Source organism: Dactylosporangium sp. NPDC000555 (assembly GCF_040300025.1).
GTDB lineage: Bacteria > Actinomycetota > Actinomycetes > Mycobacteriales > Micromonosporaceae > Dactylosporangium.
In genome coordinates this window covers 110172-122815 of sequence record NZ_JBEPDB010000003.1, presented here as the reverse complement: position 1 = coordinate 122815, position 12644 = coordinate 110172, and the positions used below count along the sequence as shown (strand labels likewise).

15 protein-coding genes are annotated in these 12644 nt (G+C 71.2%); 1 reads left to right on the top strand and 14 read right to left on the bottom strand.

The window, feature by feature from the left end; all coding sequences use genetic code 11:
- Positions 1-161: 161 nt before the first annotated feature.
- The 11 genes from ABT297_RS03970 to ABT297_RS03920 all read right to left on the bottom strand — a co-directional run bounded on the left by ABT297_RS03970 (position 162) and on the right by ABT297_RS03920 (position 7850).
- Complete coding sequence (locus ABT297_RS03970; protein ID WP_350544372.1) at positions 162-542, bottom strand: hypothetical protein; 381 nt, start codon at positions 540-542, stop codon at positions 162-164.
- Positions 543-969: 427 nt separating this feature from the next.
- Positions 970-1845, bottom strand: coding sequence for a Scr1 family TA system antitoxin-like transcriptional regulator (locus ABT297_RS03965; RefSeq protein ID WP_350544369.1), 876 nt, complete (start codon positions 1843-1845; stop codon positions 970-972).
- Positions 1846-1890: 45 nt separating this feature from the next.
- Positions 1891-2409, bottom strand: coding sequence for a DUF6879 family protein (locus ABT297_RS03960; protein ID WP_350544367.1), 519 nt, complete (start codon positions 2407-2409; stop codon positions 1891-1893).
- Positions 2387-2614 carry a hypothetical protein gene (locus ABT297_RS03955; RefSeq protein WP_350544364.1) on the bottom strand — a complete coding sequence of 76 codons (228 nt, stop codon included), beginning with the start codon at positions 2612-2614 and terminating at the stop codon, positions 2387-2389. The genes ABT297_RS03960 and ABT297_RS03955 overlap by 23 nt, the downstream gene beginning before the upstream one ends.
- A 215-nt stretch (positions 2615-2829) precedes the next feature.
- Positions 2830-3399 (bottom strand): hypothetical protein, encoded by a 570-nt coding sequence (locus ABT297_RS03950; RefSeq protein ID WP_350544361.1) that lies wholly within the window; start codon positions 3397-3399, stop codon positions 2830-2832.
- Positions 3396-3800: a hypothetical protein gene (locus ABT297_RS03945; RefSeq protein ID WP_350544359.1), complete on the bottom strand. Its 405-nt coding sequence runs from the start codon at positions 3798-3800 to the stop codon at positions 3396-3398. Before ABT297_RS03945 ends, ABT297_RS03950 begins: the two co-directional genes overlap by 4 nt.
- Before the next feature lie 81 nt (positions 3801-3881).
- Positions 3882-5375: a DNA translocase FtsK gene (locus ABT297_RS03940; RefSeq protein ID WP_350544357.1), complete on the bottom strand. Its 1494-nt coding sequence runs from the start codon at positions 5373-5375 to the stop codon at positions 3882-3884.
- Positions 5368-5709: a hypothetical protein gene (locus ABT297_RS03935; RefSeq protein ID WP_350544355.1), complete on the bottom strand. Its 342-nt coding sequence runs from the start codon at positions 5707-5709 to the stop codon at positions 5368-5370. The genes ABT297_RS03940 and ABT297_RS03935 overlap by 8 nt, the downstream gene beginning before the upstream one ends.
- A 2-nt stretch (positions 5710-5711) precedes the next feature.
- The gene (locus tag ABT297_RS03930) at positions 5712-6269 is read right to left on the bottom strand and encodes a hypothetical protein (protein WP_350544353.1); all 558 of its coding nucleotides are present in this window, start codon (positions 6267-6269) and stop codon (positions 5712-5714) included.
- A 5-nt stretch (positions 6270-6274) separates the two neighbouring features.
- The gene (locus tag ABT297_RS03925; protein WP_350544350.1) at positions 6275-6574 is read right to left on the bottom strand and encodes a hypothetical protein; all 300 of its coding nucleotides are present in this window, start codon (positions 6572-6574) and stop codon (positions 6275-6277) included.
- A 28-nt stretch (positions 6575-6602) separates the two neighbouring features.
- The gene (locus tag ABT297_RS03920) at positions 6603-7850 is read right to left on the bottom strand and encodes a hypothetical protein (RefSeq protein WP_350544348.1); all 1248 of its coding nucleotides are present in this window, start codon (positions 7848-7850) and stop codon (positions 6603-6605) included.
- Positions 7851-7974: 124 nt separating this feature from the next.
- Here ABT297_RS03920 and ABT297_RS03915 point away from each other — a divergent pair, with 124 nt between their 5' ends.
- On the top strand, positions 7975-8211 hold the full coding sequence (locus ABT297_RS03915) for a helix-turn-helix domain-containing protein (protein WP_350544346.1): 237 nt from the start codon (positions 7975-7977) through the stop codon (positions 8209-8211).
- A gap of 8 nt (positions 8212-8219) precedes the next feature.
- Here ABT297_RS03915 and ABT297_RS03910 read toward each other — a convergent pair whose 3' ends face one another.
- The 3 genes from ABT297_RS03910 to ABT297_RS03900 form a co-directional block, all read right to left on the bottom strand.
- Entirely contained in the window at positions 8220-8471 is a 252-nt protein-coding gene (locus tag ABT297_RS03910; RefSeq protein ID WP_350544344.1) for a hypothetical protein, read from the bottom strand.
- Positions 8472-9590: 1119 nt separating this feature from the next.
- Positions 9591-10148: an NlpC/P60 family protein gene (locus tag ABT297_RS03905; RefSeq protein ID WP_350544341.1), complete on the bottom strand. Its 558-nt coding sequence runs from the start codon at positions 10146-10148 to the stop codon at positions 9591-9593.
- 141 nt (positions 10149-10289) lie between these two features.
- On the bottom strand, positions 10290-12605 hold the full coding sequence (locus ABT297_RS03900) for an ATP-binding protein (RefSeq protein ID WP_350544338.1): 2316 nt from the start codon (positions 12603-12605) through the stop codon (positions 10290-10292).
- Positions 12606-12644 lie beyond the last annotated feature (39 nt).

Below are 12644 nucleotides of genomic sequence, written 5' to 3'. Positions count from 1 at the left end.
CTGTATATGTCGTTCTTGTCCTTCTCCCCGACCAGAACAGACCCGCGGCCACCACACCTACCGCACGGCTTGTCCGCCATTTCGCTCCTCTCGTTGGCCCTGATCGCTACAGAACGGAAGGCCCCGGACCAGGGGAAAGGCCGGGGCCTTCCGCCGGGGCGTCACTGACTCGGAGTGACGCCCATCTCTTCGGGAAGTACGGCGCCAGAAGGTGGCCGCCTTCTACGCTCGGCGCGTTCCCGAAGCACAACCGCCAGGTGGTGCAGCTCGTTGCCGGCCCGTTCGGCAGCATCGGCCGCCGCCTCGAGGTCGTTGGTCCAGCTCGTCGTCAAGGTGACGGCGGTGTCCCCGTCGCCCATGAGGATGTCGAGGTCGTCGCTGTCGACCCGCGCCCTGGCCTTCAGCTCTCTCAGGTCGAGGTCGCCGACGATCTCCCCGAATCCGTCGTTTTCCCCGCTCACCATCTGCCTCCGTTCGCCCGCCACCGCTGCGCGACGGTCATGCCGGGCCTCTCGTATGCCATCGTCGGCGCGGTCATCCACGCCGGTAGAACCGGTAGGGCCGGTGCTGGGTATGCCTCCTCGAACGGCTGCCCCTGGCACCGTTCGTACTTCCCGCGCCAGTAGAGCCGGCAGGAGCGGCACTCGTAGCGCCATCGCCGCCAGCTCCACGCCCGGACGTGCATCCTTGCCTCCCTGATGAGTGGGGGCCTCCCGCAGTAGTAGGGCGAGAGACCCCCGTCCCGTGGCTGCGGAGCCCCTCGGCGGCCACGGGTGCCTTGTGGGTGAGGGCGGCGGCCGAAGCCAGTACAACGGCCGCCGCCCCCGTCGTTGGGGAGCGCGGCGGTCGTGGCCGTGGCGGGCTCTTCAGCCGGGCGGCTGTGCTGTCGCTGGTCTTCGATCGCCGCGCTCCGGGTTCGTGGCGTGTGGCTCGCAGCCCCGCCATCGACCCTCGCGAGTGACGCTAGGGCTACGGAAGCGGCCGGTTCAACGGGTGTGCACGAGTGTGCTCAGCCGGCTTATCGAGCGCTGCGAGTGCTTCGATGATCAACGCCCGGGCGGCAGCTCCGCGAACCGCGACCGCCGCCTGTTCCGCGAACACGGTCGCGTACATGCCGACCTCGGTTGGCTGCGTGATCGTCAGGTAGCCCGACACGAGCTCCACGCCAACCTGCCGGTCGTCGTAGATCCAAAAGCTCTCAATAGGCCACGCAGCGCTTCGATCGGCACGCTGCGGGATGATGCTCAGCGACACTGAAGGCAGCGAGCTGACGGCAAGGAGCTGCCCGAGCTGGCCCGACATTGTCTCCACGCCGCCAATCGCGTTGCGGAGCACGCTCTCCTCCAGCACGATCGCGAAGCGATGGGCACCCTCGTGGATGAAGCGCTGCCGATCCTCACGGACTTGCGTAGCCGCGTCGACGTCGTTCGGAAGCCGTCGTCGCGCAGCCAGCGCGGTCAGCACCGCCGCGGTGTACGCGCGGGTCTGCAGGGGACCCGGCACGACGAACGACGAGTAGATGCGGAACGTTCGCGTGCGCTCCCACAGCGGGGTCATGGTGTCCTGGACGGCTCGTAGGCCTGTGCGTTCCAGGCGGCGCCACTCGATGAACATGCCCTCGACGGCGTGGAGGGTCGCGACGAGATCCGGGACGAGGTCCGGCTGGTTGCAGTGCAGGCACCATGTCCGGATGTCGTCTGCCGATGGCGCGGTCGTCGCGTGTTCGATCTTGCTGACCTTCGTGCGATGCCAGCCTGCCAGCTCGGCGAGACGCACCCCCGTGAGGTCCGCGCCGAGGCGGATCTCACGGAGGCGGTCCGCCAGACGTTGCCGTGCCTGCTGCACGCTCGACGACGGTGAACGCACGGGAATGCCGACTGTTCGGTGCGGTCAGGAAGGTTCGTACTCGGCGTGCGGCTCGGCGCGCTCCCAAACCGCAGCGAACGCGGACTCGCACAGCTTGGCGAGTGCCGGGTCGGTGCTGATCTCCCGGCCGGCCCCTTCTCCGTCGCCGGCGAAGTGGTTGATCAGCACGGTGTGCCCGTCGAACAGCCAGAAGTCGTTGCCGGGCAGGGCGATGTCCGACGCTCGCCGGCGCGGAAGCCACCGGACTTCTTCACCGGCGATGATGTTCATGAACGTCACGTCGTGCTCGAAGCGGATGTAGTCGCTGATGGGCTCGGACACCACTCGTGCGCGTTGCATGCGCACGCCACGCGCAACGGTGTCGGCTGTCAGCTGCCACCAGGAATCCCACCACGAGGCACTGTGCTGAGGGTCGTGGCGCTGGCCGTTCTGCCACGCGATGAATGCGGGGTCGCTGCGCATGTACCCGTCGCGTAGCTCGAGGTGCAGGGCTGAGCTGGTGCAGCCGTTCAGCAGGTCGTCAATCCGCGGGTCCCGCGCCACCTTTCACCTCCAGGAAGAACTGCAGCATGCGCCGCGGGAACTCGATCACGGTTTCGTGCTCGGGCAGGTTGAGCTGCGACAGCCGCGCGGAGTCCGTCACCTTCCACCCCTGGATGATGTAGTTCCCGGTCTCGTCGTCCAGGTAGAGCGTTGGCGATTGGTCCTGCGAGCTGTCCGGGTCTTTGCCGAGGAACTGTAGTGCCACGGGGTTCTCCCTCGCTCGGATTGTGCTCCAAGGTGCTCGACGAGTCTTGACCAACTCGGCCAACATCACAAGCAGTGCCATTCTGGTTGCCCGCAGTTGCGCTGGGCCGCGACAGTGCTGCGGGTCGCGGCGGTTTGACGGCGGCTCCAAGGCGCGCAGAAGGCGGCCCGGCTACCCCTCGGGGTGGCCGGGCCGCCTTTTCGTTGTTCCGCAGGCTACGCGTAGTCGAGCACGCGCAGCAGCTCCCCCTCGCGGATCGGGTAGCCGTCACGGCCCAGCGCGGCGTGGCTCGCCGCCCACTGCTCCGCGGCCGCCATCCCGTCCGGGGTGCACGGCCACCGGTACGGGATGGCGGCTCCGCCCTGCCAGATGATCCAGGCGATCGCCTCGGCCAGGGCCAGGGCCAGGGTCGCCGGGTCGCGCTCCAGCGTGATCCGGCAGTCGACCTGGGAGGGGACCGGCATACCGGCCTGGGCCGCGGTAACGAACTCCTCGTGGGTGAGGACGCTGCGCCAAGGCTCGCCGTGCACCGTGCGCAGCGCCTCGTCGACGCTGGCGAACAGCCACAGCCGGGTGTTGTGCCGGTCGGTCTGGTCGTACAGCGTGGCGTCGTCCGAGTTCAGGCCGCGCACCACGACGTGCTCGTCGACGGCCAGGACGACGCGGCTGTTGCGCTCGTCGACCCAGTCCGGGAGTGCCGCGATCACACCGTCGAGCCAGCCCTCGGCCGGCCACTGCACCCGCGGGTCCTGCCGGTATTCCGACTGCTCCCGGTAGGTGGTCACGACCGCACCCCCACGCTGGCCGGGCGGCCCTGCGCCTCGATGACGTAGCCGGCGCCCTCGGTGGCTCCGCGCGCGATGACCGTCCAGCGGCGGCACGCCGACGTCCACCGCGTGGTCTTGCCGGTTGCCGCCCAGCGGACGCGGAGCCGCCGGCACGCCGGCTTGCCGTCGACGTCGAGCAGCGCCTGGACGTTGATGTCGCGGCAGGGCGAGCCGACCGCAACGGTCAGTTCGCTGCTGGCCATGAGCTTGCCGGTGGGCCACGCCACGTCGACCCGCTCGAGCGGCTGCCCGTAGCAGGCCGGCTGGGTGGGCGCGGCCGCGGCCGGGTCGGTGGTGCCGAGGGACGCGGCGATCGACACCGCCCCAGCGGTGATGATGTGCCTGGTGAGCCGGTGCATGATCGTCCTTTCCGCCCCGGTGAGGGCAGGGGTCATCGCGAGGCGACCGGGCGGCCGTCTCGGAGGTCTGGGTGGGTGGTGTTACTCGGGGAGGACTTCGCGCGGGGCGGTGCCGTCGGCCGGCCCGACGACACCGCGTTGCTCGAGCTGGGCCATGAGCCGGGACGCACGCGGGTGGCCGATGCTCAGGTGCCGCTGCAGCGCCGACACCGACGCGCTGCCGGCGGCGCGCACGACGACGATGGCCCGCTGCAGCAGCTGCTCGTCGTCGCCGTCCGCCGCGGTAGCCGTCCGGGCCAGGTGGATCGGCTGGATCGCCGGCCCGGTCCCACGGGCGGCCGCGACGACCTGCCGGATCTGGGCGGCGCTGACAAACGGCCCCTGGATCCGGCGCGGCACGCTGAGGCCGGGCCCGAGGTAGAGGCCGTCGCCGGCGCCGAGGAGCTTCTCCGCTCCGCCGACGTCGAGAATCGTGCGGGAGTCCACGGCTGAGGTCGCCGCGAACGCGAGCCGGGACGGCATGTTCGCCTTGATCAGGCCGGTCACGACGTCGACGCTGGGCCGCTGGGTGGCCAGGACCAGGTGGATGCCGGCGGCCCGGCCCAGTTGCGCCAGGCGCACCACCGCGGCCTGGACCTCGTCGCCGGCGACCATCATCAGGTCGGCGAGCTCGTCGACGACGTCGACCAGATACCGCAGCCGTGGCCCGGGTTGCTCGCCGGCGTCGACGAGCCGGTTGTAGTCGTCCACGTGCGACACGCCCGCCGCGGCGAGCTGCTCGTAGCGGCGGTCCATCTCGCCGGTAAGCCGCTCCAGCGCCGAAACCGCTGCGTCGGCTTCGGTGACGATCGGCGCCACGAGGTGGGGGACGGCGGCGTACGCGATCAGCTCGACCCGTTTGGGGTCGATGAGGAGTAGGCCAAGCTCAGCCGGGGTGGCCCGGGACAGCAGCGACACGAGCAGGCTGTGAATCCACGCAGTTTTGCCCGCGCCGGTCGCGCCAGCGACGAGCAGGTGCGGCATCCGGCTGAGCCGCTCGACGACGGGCCGGCCGTAGGTGTCGCTGCCGAGCGGCACGAGCAGCGGATGCGGGTCGGTCAGCGGCGCGAGCAGCGACGGCAGCCACACCGTGTCGCGCACCGGCGCGGGCACCTCCACGGCCACGATGCCGGGCTCGCCCGTCACGACCGGGACGACGCGGACGTGCTCATCGCCGAGGCCGTGGGCGAGGTTGAGGGCCAGGCCGGTGATCTTCTCGACCTTCACGCCCGCCGCGGGCCGCAGCCGCCAGGTGGTGACGGACGGGCCGGTGACCGACCCGAGCACCTCGGCGTCAACCCCGTGCTCGGCGAGCACCCGGGCGAGTGTGGCGCCTTGGCCCTCGCCGGCCGCCGGGACGATCGGACGCACCGGGGCCGCGGCCGGGCGTGGCGTGACGATTGGCCGGGTCGGCGGCACGGGCGGCCGCGGCGGCGGCGCTACGGGTGGTTCGGCTGGCTCGTCGTCGATGCCCAGGGACCGGGCGGCACGGTTGACCGCCCGATCCACAAGGCCGGCGAGACGTTCGCTACGCATCGCGGCCACCCTGCCGCTGCACCCGGATCCAGGCTCCCGTTACGCCGTTGTCGAGGGTCTCGACGATCGGGTCGGCCCCCTTCCCCGCTCCCTCTTCCGGACCCCCTTCTGACCCCCCTCCGGGGCCCTCCCCTGACAGACCGGCAGGGGAGCTGACCTGCGGCCCGGCCGTGGCCGGCGGCTCGAGGCCGTCATCGGGGGAGAGGCCAGCCTGCGCGGCGCGGCGGGCCCGCCAGGACTGGACCGCCCACGTAAGGATCTGGCGCCACCGGATGGCCGCCCAGAACAGCAGCGGCACCGCGATCAGGACCAGGTTGTAGGACAGGCCGTGCACGATCAGCCACCTCCGAACAGGGCCGCGGGCAGTGGCGCGGCGATCGAGTCGAGCAGGGAGATGAAGCTGCGCATCAGCTCACCGACGGCGCCCTGCGGCAGTTCGCAGAGCACGCCGAGCAGCGCGGCGCAGGTCCACAGCCGCCAGTTGAGCCGGTGCCTGGCGCCGGCCGGGCCCGGGCCAGCGACAGCGACAGCGCCGTTCTTGCTGAAGGCGAGCCGCGCCCAGGGGCCGAGCCTGTTCGACCACTTGTCCGGCATGAGTACGCCGAGCGTGTAGATGAACAGGATGCCGACCATCGCGCCGATCACCGTGTTGGTGTCGGCGCCGGCGATGTACGAGTCGCCGGCGGCCGTCTTGCCCTGGTCGATCACCCCGGCGAGCAGGCCGACGGTCCACCTCTCCAACGGGCCGGCGTTGAAGCCCTCCGCGATGGCCGGCGTCGCCAAACAGAACGCGATCCGGTCCCGAATGGAGTTCGGCCCGAAACTCATGTAGTCGATTACCAACGCGAGCATCAGCAGGATCGCCACCGCGGTCGGGGACATCATGTGTTGCATGCCGCTCACCACCCCGGTGTCGGCGGCACGTACCGCCAGTCGAGGACCAGGCCGCCGGTCGTCTCGTCGCGCAGCTCGAGGCGGTATTCGCCGGCGCCGCGCTCCTGGCGGTGCTCGACCGCGGTCTGCTCGAGCAGCTGGTTGAGGTGGGCCTCGGTCCGCGGCATGCCTTCCTCGGTGAGGTCGAGCGCGCGCACGTAGCGCCGGTCAGCGAAGACCTCGCTGCTGTTGCTGACGAGGAAGGTCCGGATCCGGACCAGGCGCCGCCGCTCGGGCGGCACCTGGTCGGGGCTGTGGTTGACCACGGTTCTGCTGCTCCCTGTTTGGTGTGGGTTACGCCGCGGCGCCGGCGGCGGCGGGCTCCTGCTGGCTGACACGGTCCCGGCTGCGCCGCTCGCCCCGGGCGAGCGCTGCGCGCTGCTCCGCCTGCTCGGTCGCCGACGGGCCGCTGGCGAGCGCCAGCTCGGCGAGGTGCCGGCGGTGCTCCGGGTCGACGACGGTGCCGAGCTCGAGCGCGGCGAGCGCGTCGTCGGGGCCGAGCATGCGCGGCGGCTGCGGCGCAGCGATCGCGGGCGCTCCGCTCGTCGGGCGGCCGAGGGGCTCGAGGTAGCGGCGCACGGTGCGCACGTCCCGGCCGATTTTGTCCGCGATGATGTCCAGCGCGATGTCCGGGTTGGCGCGGTACATGCCCTGCGCGATGTAGCGGGCTTGCTCGGTGGTCAGACGGACTGCAGATTGGTCGCTTCCTGCGGTTTCGGTCTGCGCCGCCGGGGTGTCCGTCGATGTCACCACGGTGTCCGCGGCCTGTCCGGCGTCCCCGGTGATGTCCGCCGGAGTGTCCGCGGCGATGTCCGGGACACCGGCGACGGCTGCGGCGGTGAGGTCGGCGGCGAGGAGCGCGGTGAGGCCGTCGTAGTCGGCACCTGCGGCGAGCCGGGCGGCGATCTCGTCCATGTCGTAGGTCGCGATCGCGAGCTCGGCGGCGACCTCGTCCTTGCCCTGTGACAGCTTGCGGCGCAGCAGGACACCGATCGCGGCGTGACGGCGCTCACGGCGGCGGGCGTCCTTCGCTGCGGCGATCGAGCCGTGCAGGCCGAGCGTCGGCGTGGCGATCGCGAGCGCGCGGGCCTCGTGCGTGAGCACCGGGTGGCGCATCCAGCGGGTGGCGCCGTAGGCGGGCGGGACGGCGGCGAGCATGCTGCGGGCGCGCAGCTCGTCGCGGCGGCGCGCGTTGGAATCGAGGATCCAGACGCCGTAGCCGAGCGCGGACATCAGCGCGAAGAAGGCGCCGAGCATGTGGTTGGAGTGGCCGGCCCAGTTGAAGGCGACCGCGAAGCCGGCGACAGCGGCAGAGCCGGCGCGGGCCCAGCCGGCGCGCTCGCCGAGCCGCATGCGGGCAAGGGCGTGCCGGGAGAGCACGACACCACCGAACTCAAGCGCGGCGACCGCGAGCAGCGCCAGCGGCAGCGGCCAGCCGAGCCACTCACGGGCGGCGAGGCCCTGGCCGGTGAGGGCGATGAGCACGACGGCGACGTAGAAGGCGGTGAGGTCGCGGCTGGAGCCGCGGGAGGACGTCGTCATGCCCGACACTGTACGGCACTTTTGGAAGGTTAGGAAGGTGTGGAAGGATAGGAGGGAGTCGACAGGAGGGGTGCACAGTGGCGCTGAAGATCTGGAAGGATGGGCAGATCCCGGAGGTCAAGAGGTGACAGCAACGGTGGTCGGCAACGGCACATGGCTCTCGGTCGGCGAAGTCGCCGAGATCCTCGGCATCGCACCCAACACCGTGCGCCGGTACATGGCCGCTGGCCGGTTCGACGAACCCATCCGCCCAAAGACCCTGCCTGGCGGCGGTCACCGCCGGATCCACAAAGACAGCGTGGGCAGGCTTCAGGCCGAGATTGACGGCGGTACAGCCGCTCAGGACTCGCCGGCGGAGTAGCGGCCTAGCTATTCCGGCTGGACGCCGTGCGCGCGCAGGATGCGCCGCACCTGCTCCCGTGAGTACCCCGTCCGCCGGGCGATCTCAGCCTGCGACGTCTCGGCGTGCCACGCCTCAACAATGCCGAGTGCGAGCGCCTGGCGGGCGGCGGTACGTGCCTCCCTGGCCGCCTTCACCCGAGCCTCGGCCGCGCGCTCGGCGGCGGGCACCGCGCGCTCCGCGCGCCGGTACGCCGCCACAAGGTCATCGAGCGCTGCCATGCCGCAAAATGCTATGCAGCCACATCCGGAAGCCACCCTGTGGGGATCTTGAGTGGTCCACATCAACATGGCAGCGTGCATCCACATGATGTCTTGCCGATGTGGCATGGACGGCCTACCGTCAGGGGCCAGGCAGTGACCAGCTGGTCACAGTCAGATCGGCCCCCGGTAGGCGCGGACACGCCACCCGAGGGCCCTTGATCGCCGCTAGGGAGGCGACCCATGCCCGTTGTGGTGGATCCAGCTCTGCCCGTCATCGTTCCCACGGCCAGGCCGCTCGAGCGCCTGGGCCCCGGCAACTCCGGCCTGGGCTTTTAACTGTCCGCACAGCCCATTGATACCGAGACGATCAGCCCGGTATGTTCGAACGCATGTTCTAGCTTGTTCACCCGGGGTCGCCACCCGCAAGGAGGAAATCCCGTGCACAACGGACCCGCCCGTCGCCCGGAATCGCCTCGGCGCCGGACGGTGCCGCGCGCTGAGCCTGTTGCTAACCGTTAGCCGGCCAGTGTTTCGGCGCCACGAACGGCCGCGTGAGCGGCGACCGGCTCGGTAGCCAGTGGGCTACTGTCAGGGTGGGACAACGTTCGGGCCCGAAGGTGGGTAACGTTCGATCCTGCAGCCGTTAGGCGGGTTGCCAGACCAGCCGTTTTTCTGGGGGCTCTTGGCACCGCGCCCCGGCCGGCACTCACGGCGACTGCCCCTCGCCGGCCGGCTGGGGCGCGGCTGATCACTTTCTAGCAGGCACCGTGCCGTCACACCATGGTCACCGCATTCACTCACGCTCCGAATTCGACTCGTTGCTCATAGCCGTTCACCAAGATTGATCTTGGATGCTGCTGTGACAATCCGCGTGACATTGACTGCGTGAGACTGCGTTACATAGTCGCAGGCAGTCATGGCGCGAGCTGCGCAGTCTCGCGCAGTCACTGCAAAACGGTGAACTCGTAATGAATAGGTCGACGGTTCGATTCCGTCAGGCGGCTCCAGGGCAACGCCCTGGCCAGGGGACACCTGGTCAGGGCGTTGACTTTTTGGCGCGAGAGCCAGGTGTCCCCGGCCGGGTGACGAAGATCGCATCGCCTGCCGCAGGCGACCTTATGCGGGTTCGAGCTTGGTTCAGCCCTTGACGATGTGGTCGTAGCGAATCGGGTGGTAGCCGGCGTTGCGGATGTCCCGGACGTTCACGCGGGCGTGGTTCATGTCCGTGGCCGTGCTGCCCTCCTCGTAGTACCAGAAGTCGGCGTGCGTGCTCTCGTCCACCCAGCGGTCGAACAGGCGCACGTGCTCCGTGGCCAGGTTGCCGGTCGTCTTCAGCAGCGCGTCACCGGGCAGCAGGTCGTTCCAGTTGATGGTGTGTGAGACCGCCGGGAGCGTTCCGGTGTTCCGGCTGCTCGTCAGCCTCCAGGCCATCGAGATGAAGCCGGAGCAGTCCGGGCGGTACTTGTGGCCGTGGTTCTCGTCCCACACCCAGGTGCTCTCGTCGAGGTTCTGGCTGTACGGCACGTTGCGGTCGAACCAGTCTTTGGCGCGGCTGATGACGACGCTCCGCTTGACGTCCCCGCCGTAGCCGGTGGCGGCCGCGGCCGGGTTCTGAGCCAACAGCAGCGACGCCGCGACCGCGACGAGCGCGGCGATGACGCCGGCCCGCGAGCGGCGGCCGATCATGCTCCACATGGGTATGCGAATCCCTCCGGTCGAAAGCGAACTCGGTACGAAGAATTGATTCGAATCAACGCACATAAATTGTGTCGGCGACCGGTTCGCGCGGGCAATGCCCATGGTGTTCGAGTCCGTTCGGGACCGTTCGAGCGCTGTTCAGCCTGGGTGCGGCAGTCGCGAGCGGCAGCCGGACGAGGGCAAGGCGGCCCGGGTCGCCGTTCGCACTGTGCTCCAGGCTTCCTGGTCGGTGTCGGCGAGCAGCTCCAGGGCCCGGCGGCGGTGCTCGTCGGCCTCGGTGGCCCGGCCGAGCGCCGCGCACGCGTCGCCCAGCACGCGGTGGGCCAGGCCGACGCCGCGCCGGTGGTTGAACTCGCGGCACAGGATCAGAGCGTTCGCGGCCTGCTCGGCGGCGGCCTCGTGATCGCCGGCTAGCTGCAGCGTCTCGGCCAGGTTGACCAGCATGAAGCCCTCGCGGTGCCGGTCCTCGAGCTCGCGCGTGATGGCCAGGCCGGCCAGATGGTGCTCGACGGCGAGACCGTACTGCCCGGTCAGCTGGTACACCAGGCCGAGGTTGTCCAGGACCGAGCCCTCCTTGTGCCGGTCGCCGAGCTCGCGGCGGATCGCCAGGCTCGCCCGCAGGTGCCGCAGCGCGGCCGCGGTGTCGCCCTTGTCGCGCAGGGCGTTGCCCAGGTTGTTCAGGCACGACGCCTCGCCGGCGCGGTCGCCGCGTTCGCGCTGGGCGATCAGGTTGCGCTCCAGGATCTCGATGCCCTCGTCGAGCCGGCCGTCGCGGAGCAGGGCGACGGCGAGCACGTTGCGGGTCGACACCGCGCCGGCGTGGTCGCCGAGGAGTTCGGCGGCGGCGACGGCGAGGCGGCCGAACTGCTCTTGCGCGGCGATGTACCCGGAGCTCTCGACGAACCGGTAGACGACCAGAGCGAGGTCGCGCACCTCGGTCAGCGACAGGCCGGCGGCGAGCTGCTGGCGGGCAACGGCAAGCAGGTTGCGGTACTCCCGGTCGAGCCAGGCGAGGGCCTCCGCCTTCCCGGTCAGCCTGGCCGCGGCGCCGGCCTCGGGGGCATCGACGGACGGGAGGTCGTCGTGCGGGTACAGCATCCGGGCCGCGGTGGTGGCTACGGCCCGGAGGTGACCCATGAGCCGGTCCAGCGCCGCGGCTCGTTCGGCGGCGGGCTCGGTCGCTTCGGCGCGCTCGCGGGCGAAGAGCCGGACAGTGTCGTGGAAACGGTACCGTCCGTCGCCGGCCGGCTCGAGCAGGTGCGCGTCGACGAGCGTGTCAACGGCTTGCTCGGCCTCGGCGACCGTGCCGCCGAGCAGGGCCGCGCACTCGGGCGCGGCCGCGTCGGCCCAGTCCGGCACGGCCATGAGCCGGAACAGCCGCGCCGGCAGACGCGAGTCGCCGGACAGCGCGCGATACCCGAGCTGCAGACTGGCCCTGACGGAGAGATCGCCGATGGCCAGCTCATCCAGGCGCCGGCCCTCGTCGCACATCCGCTCGGCAAAGCGGGCCAGCCCGGAATCGGGGCGCGCGGCCGCGCGGGCGCCGACGATGCGCAGCGCCAGCGGCAGGCCGCCGCAGCGGTGCACGATCGCATCGACCGCCGCGCGCTCGGCCCGCAGTCGTTCGGGCCCGCACAGCCGGCCGAGCAGTTCGACCGCGGCATCGTCGGGCAGCGGGCCGACCGGGAACCGGTGGGTGGCGTCGAGGTCGGGCAGCTTCCACCGGCTGGTGACGAGCGTGGTGCAGCCGGGCCCCGCGGCCAGCAGCGGCCGCACCTGCGCGGCGGAGGCGGCGTTGTCGAGCACGACGAGGACGCCCTCGGCCGCCGTGAGTGTGCGAAACTGCGCGGCCGCCTCCTCGAGCGACGCGGGCGCCGAGCGGGCGCCGAGGGCGCGCAGGAACCGGGCGAGGACCTCGGCGGGGTCGGCCGGCCCGACCCCGGCGCTGGCGCCGCGCAGATCGGCGTGCAGGCAGCCGCCGCGGTGCCGGGCCGCGACGGCGTGCGCGACCTGTAGCGCCAGAGCCGACTTGCCGATGCCCGCGGGCCCCTCGATGACGCACACGGCGTGCTCGCGCGCGTTCGCGGCCGCCGCCAGCCGGGACGCCAGGTCAGCGCGGCCGATGAAGACCGCGGGCGGCGGAGGAAGCTGAAACGGTACCGCGTGAGGCGCCTTCACCGGCGCGGGCCCGGCGGCCCCGTCGCCGGCCAGCCGCTCCCACGAGGCCAGCCAGGCGCCCCGGCGCTCGCGTGGCACGTCGCAGGCCCGCAACAGCGCCACCACGAGCTCGCGGCGCGGTAGCGTCGAGCGCTGCAGCATCGTGGCGAGCGTGCTGGCCGGCAGGGCATCGCCGTGGTCCGCCGCGCGGCGGGCGATCGCCCGGTACGTCAGCCCGGAGCGGGCCCGGAGCCGGCGCAGTAACGCCAGGAACTCCTCGGTGGTTGCCGCGGTCATCGGGTCGATGCCGGCCTCCCTCCCCCGTGCGCGCCATTA

Excerpts from the sequence above, each read along its gene's own strand:
- ABT297_RS03945 (WP_350544359.1), bottom strand. The coding sequence starts at position 3,800 with ATGCACCGGCTCACCAGGCACATCATCACCGCTGGGGCGGTGTCGATC.
- ABT297_RS03940 (WP_350544357.1), bottom strand. The coding sequence starts at position 5,375 with ATGCGTAGCGAACGTCTCGCCGGCCTTGTGGATCGGGCGGTCAACCGT.
- ABT297_RS03930 (WP_350544353.1), bottom strand. The coding sequence starts at position 6,269 with ATGCAACACATGATGTCCCCGACCGCGGTGGCGATCCTGCTGATGCTC.
- ABT297_RS03920 (WP_350544348.1), bottom strand. The coding sequence starts at position 7,850 with ATGACGACGTCCTCCCGCGGCTCCAGCCGCGACCTCACCGCCTTCTAC.
- ABT297_RS03910 (WP_350544344.1), bottom strand. The coding sequence starts at position 8,471 with ATGGCAGCGCTCGATGACCTTGTGGCGGCGTACCGGCGCGCGGAGCGC.
- ABT297_RS03905 (WP_350544341.1), bottom strand. The coding sequence starts at position 10,148 with ATGTGGAGCATGATCGGCCGCCGCTCGCGGGCCGGCGTCATCGCCGCG.
- ABT297_RS03900 (WP_350544338.1), bottom strand. The coding sequence starts at position 12,605 with ATGACCGCGGCAACCACCGAGGAGTTCCTGGCGTTACTGCGCCGGCTC.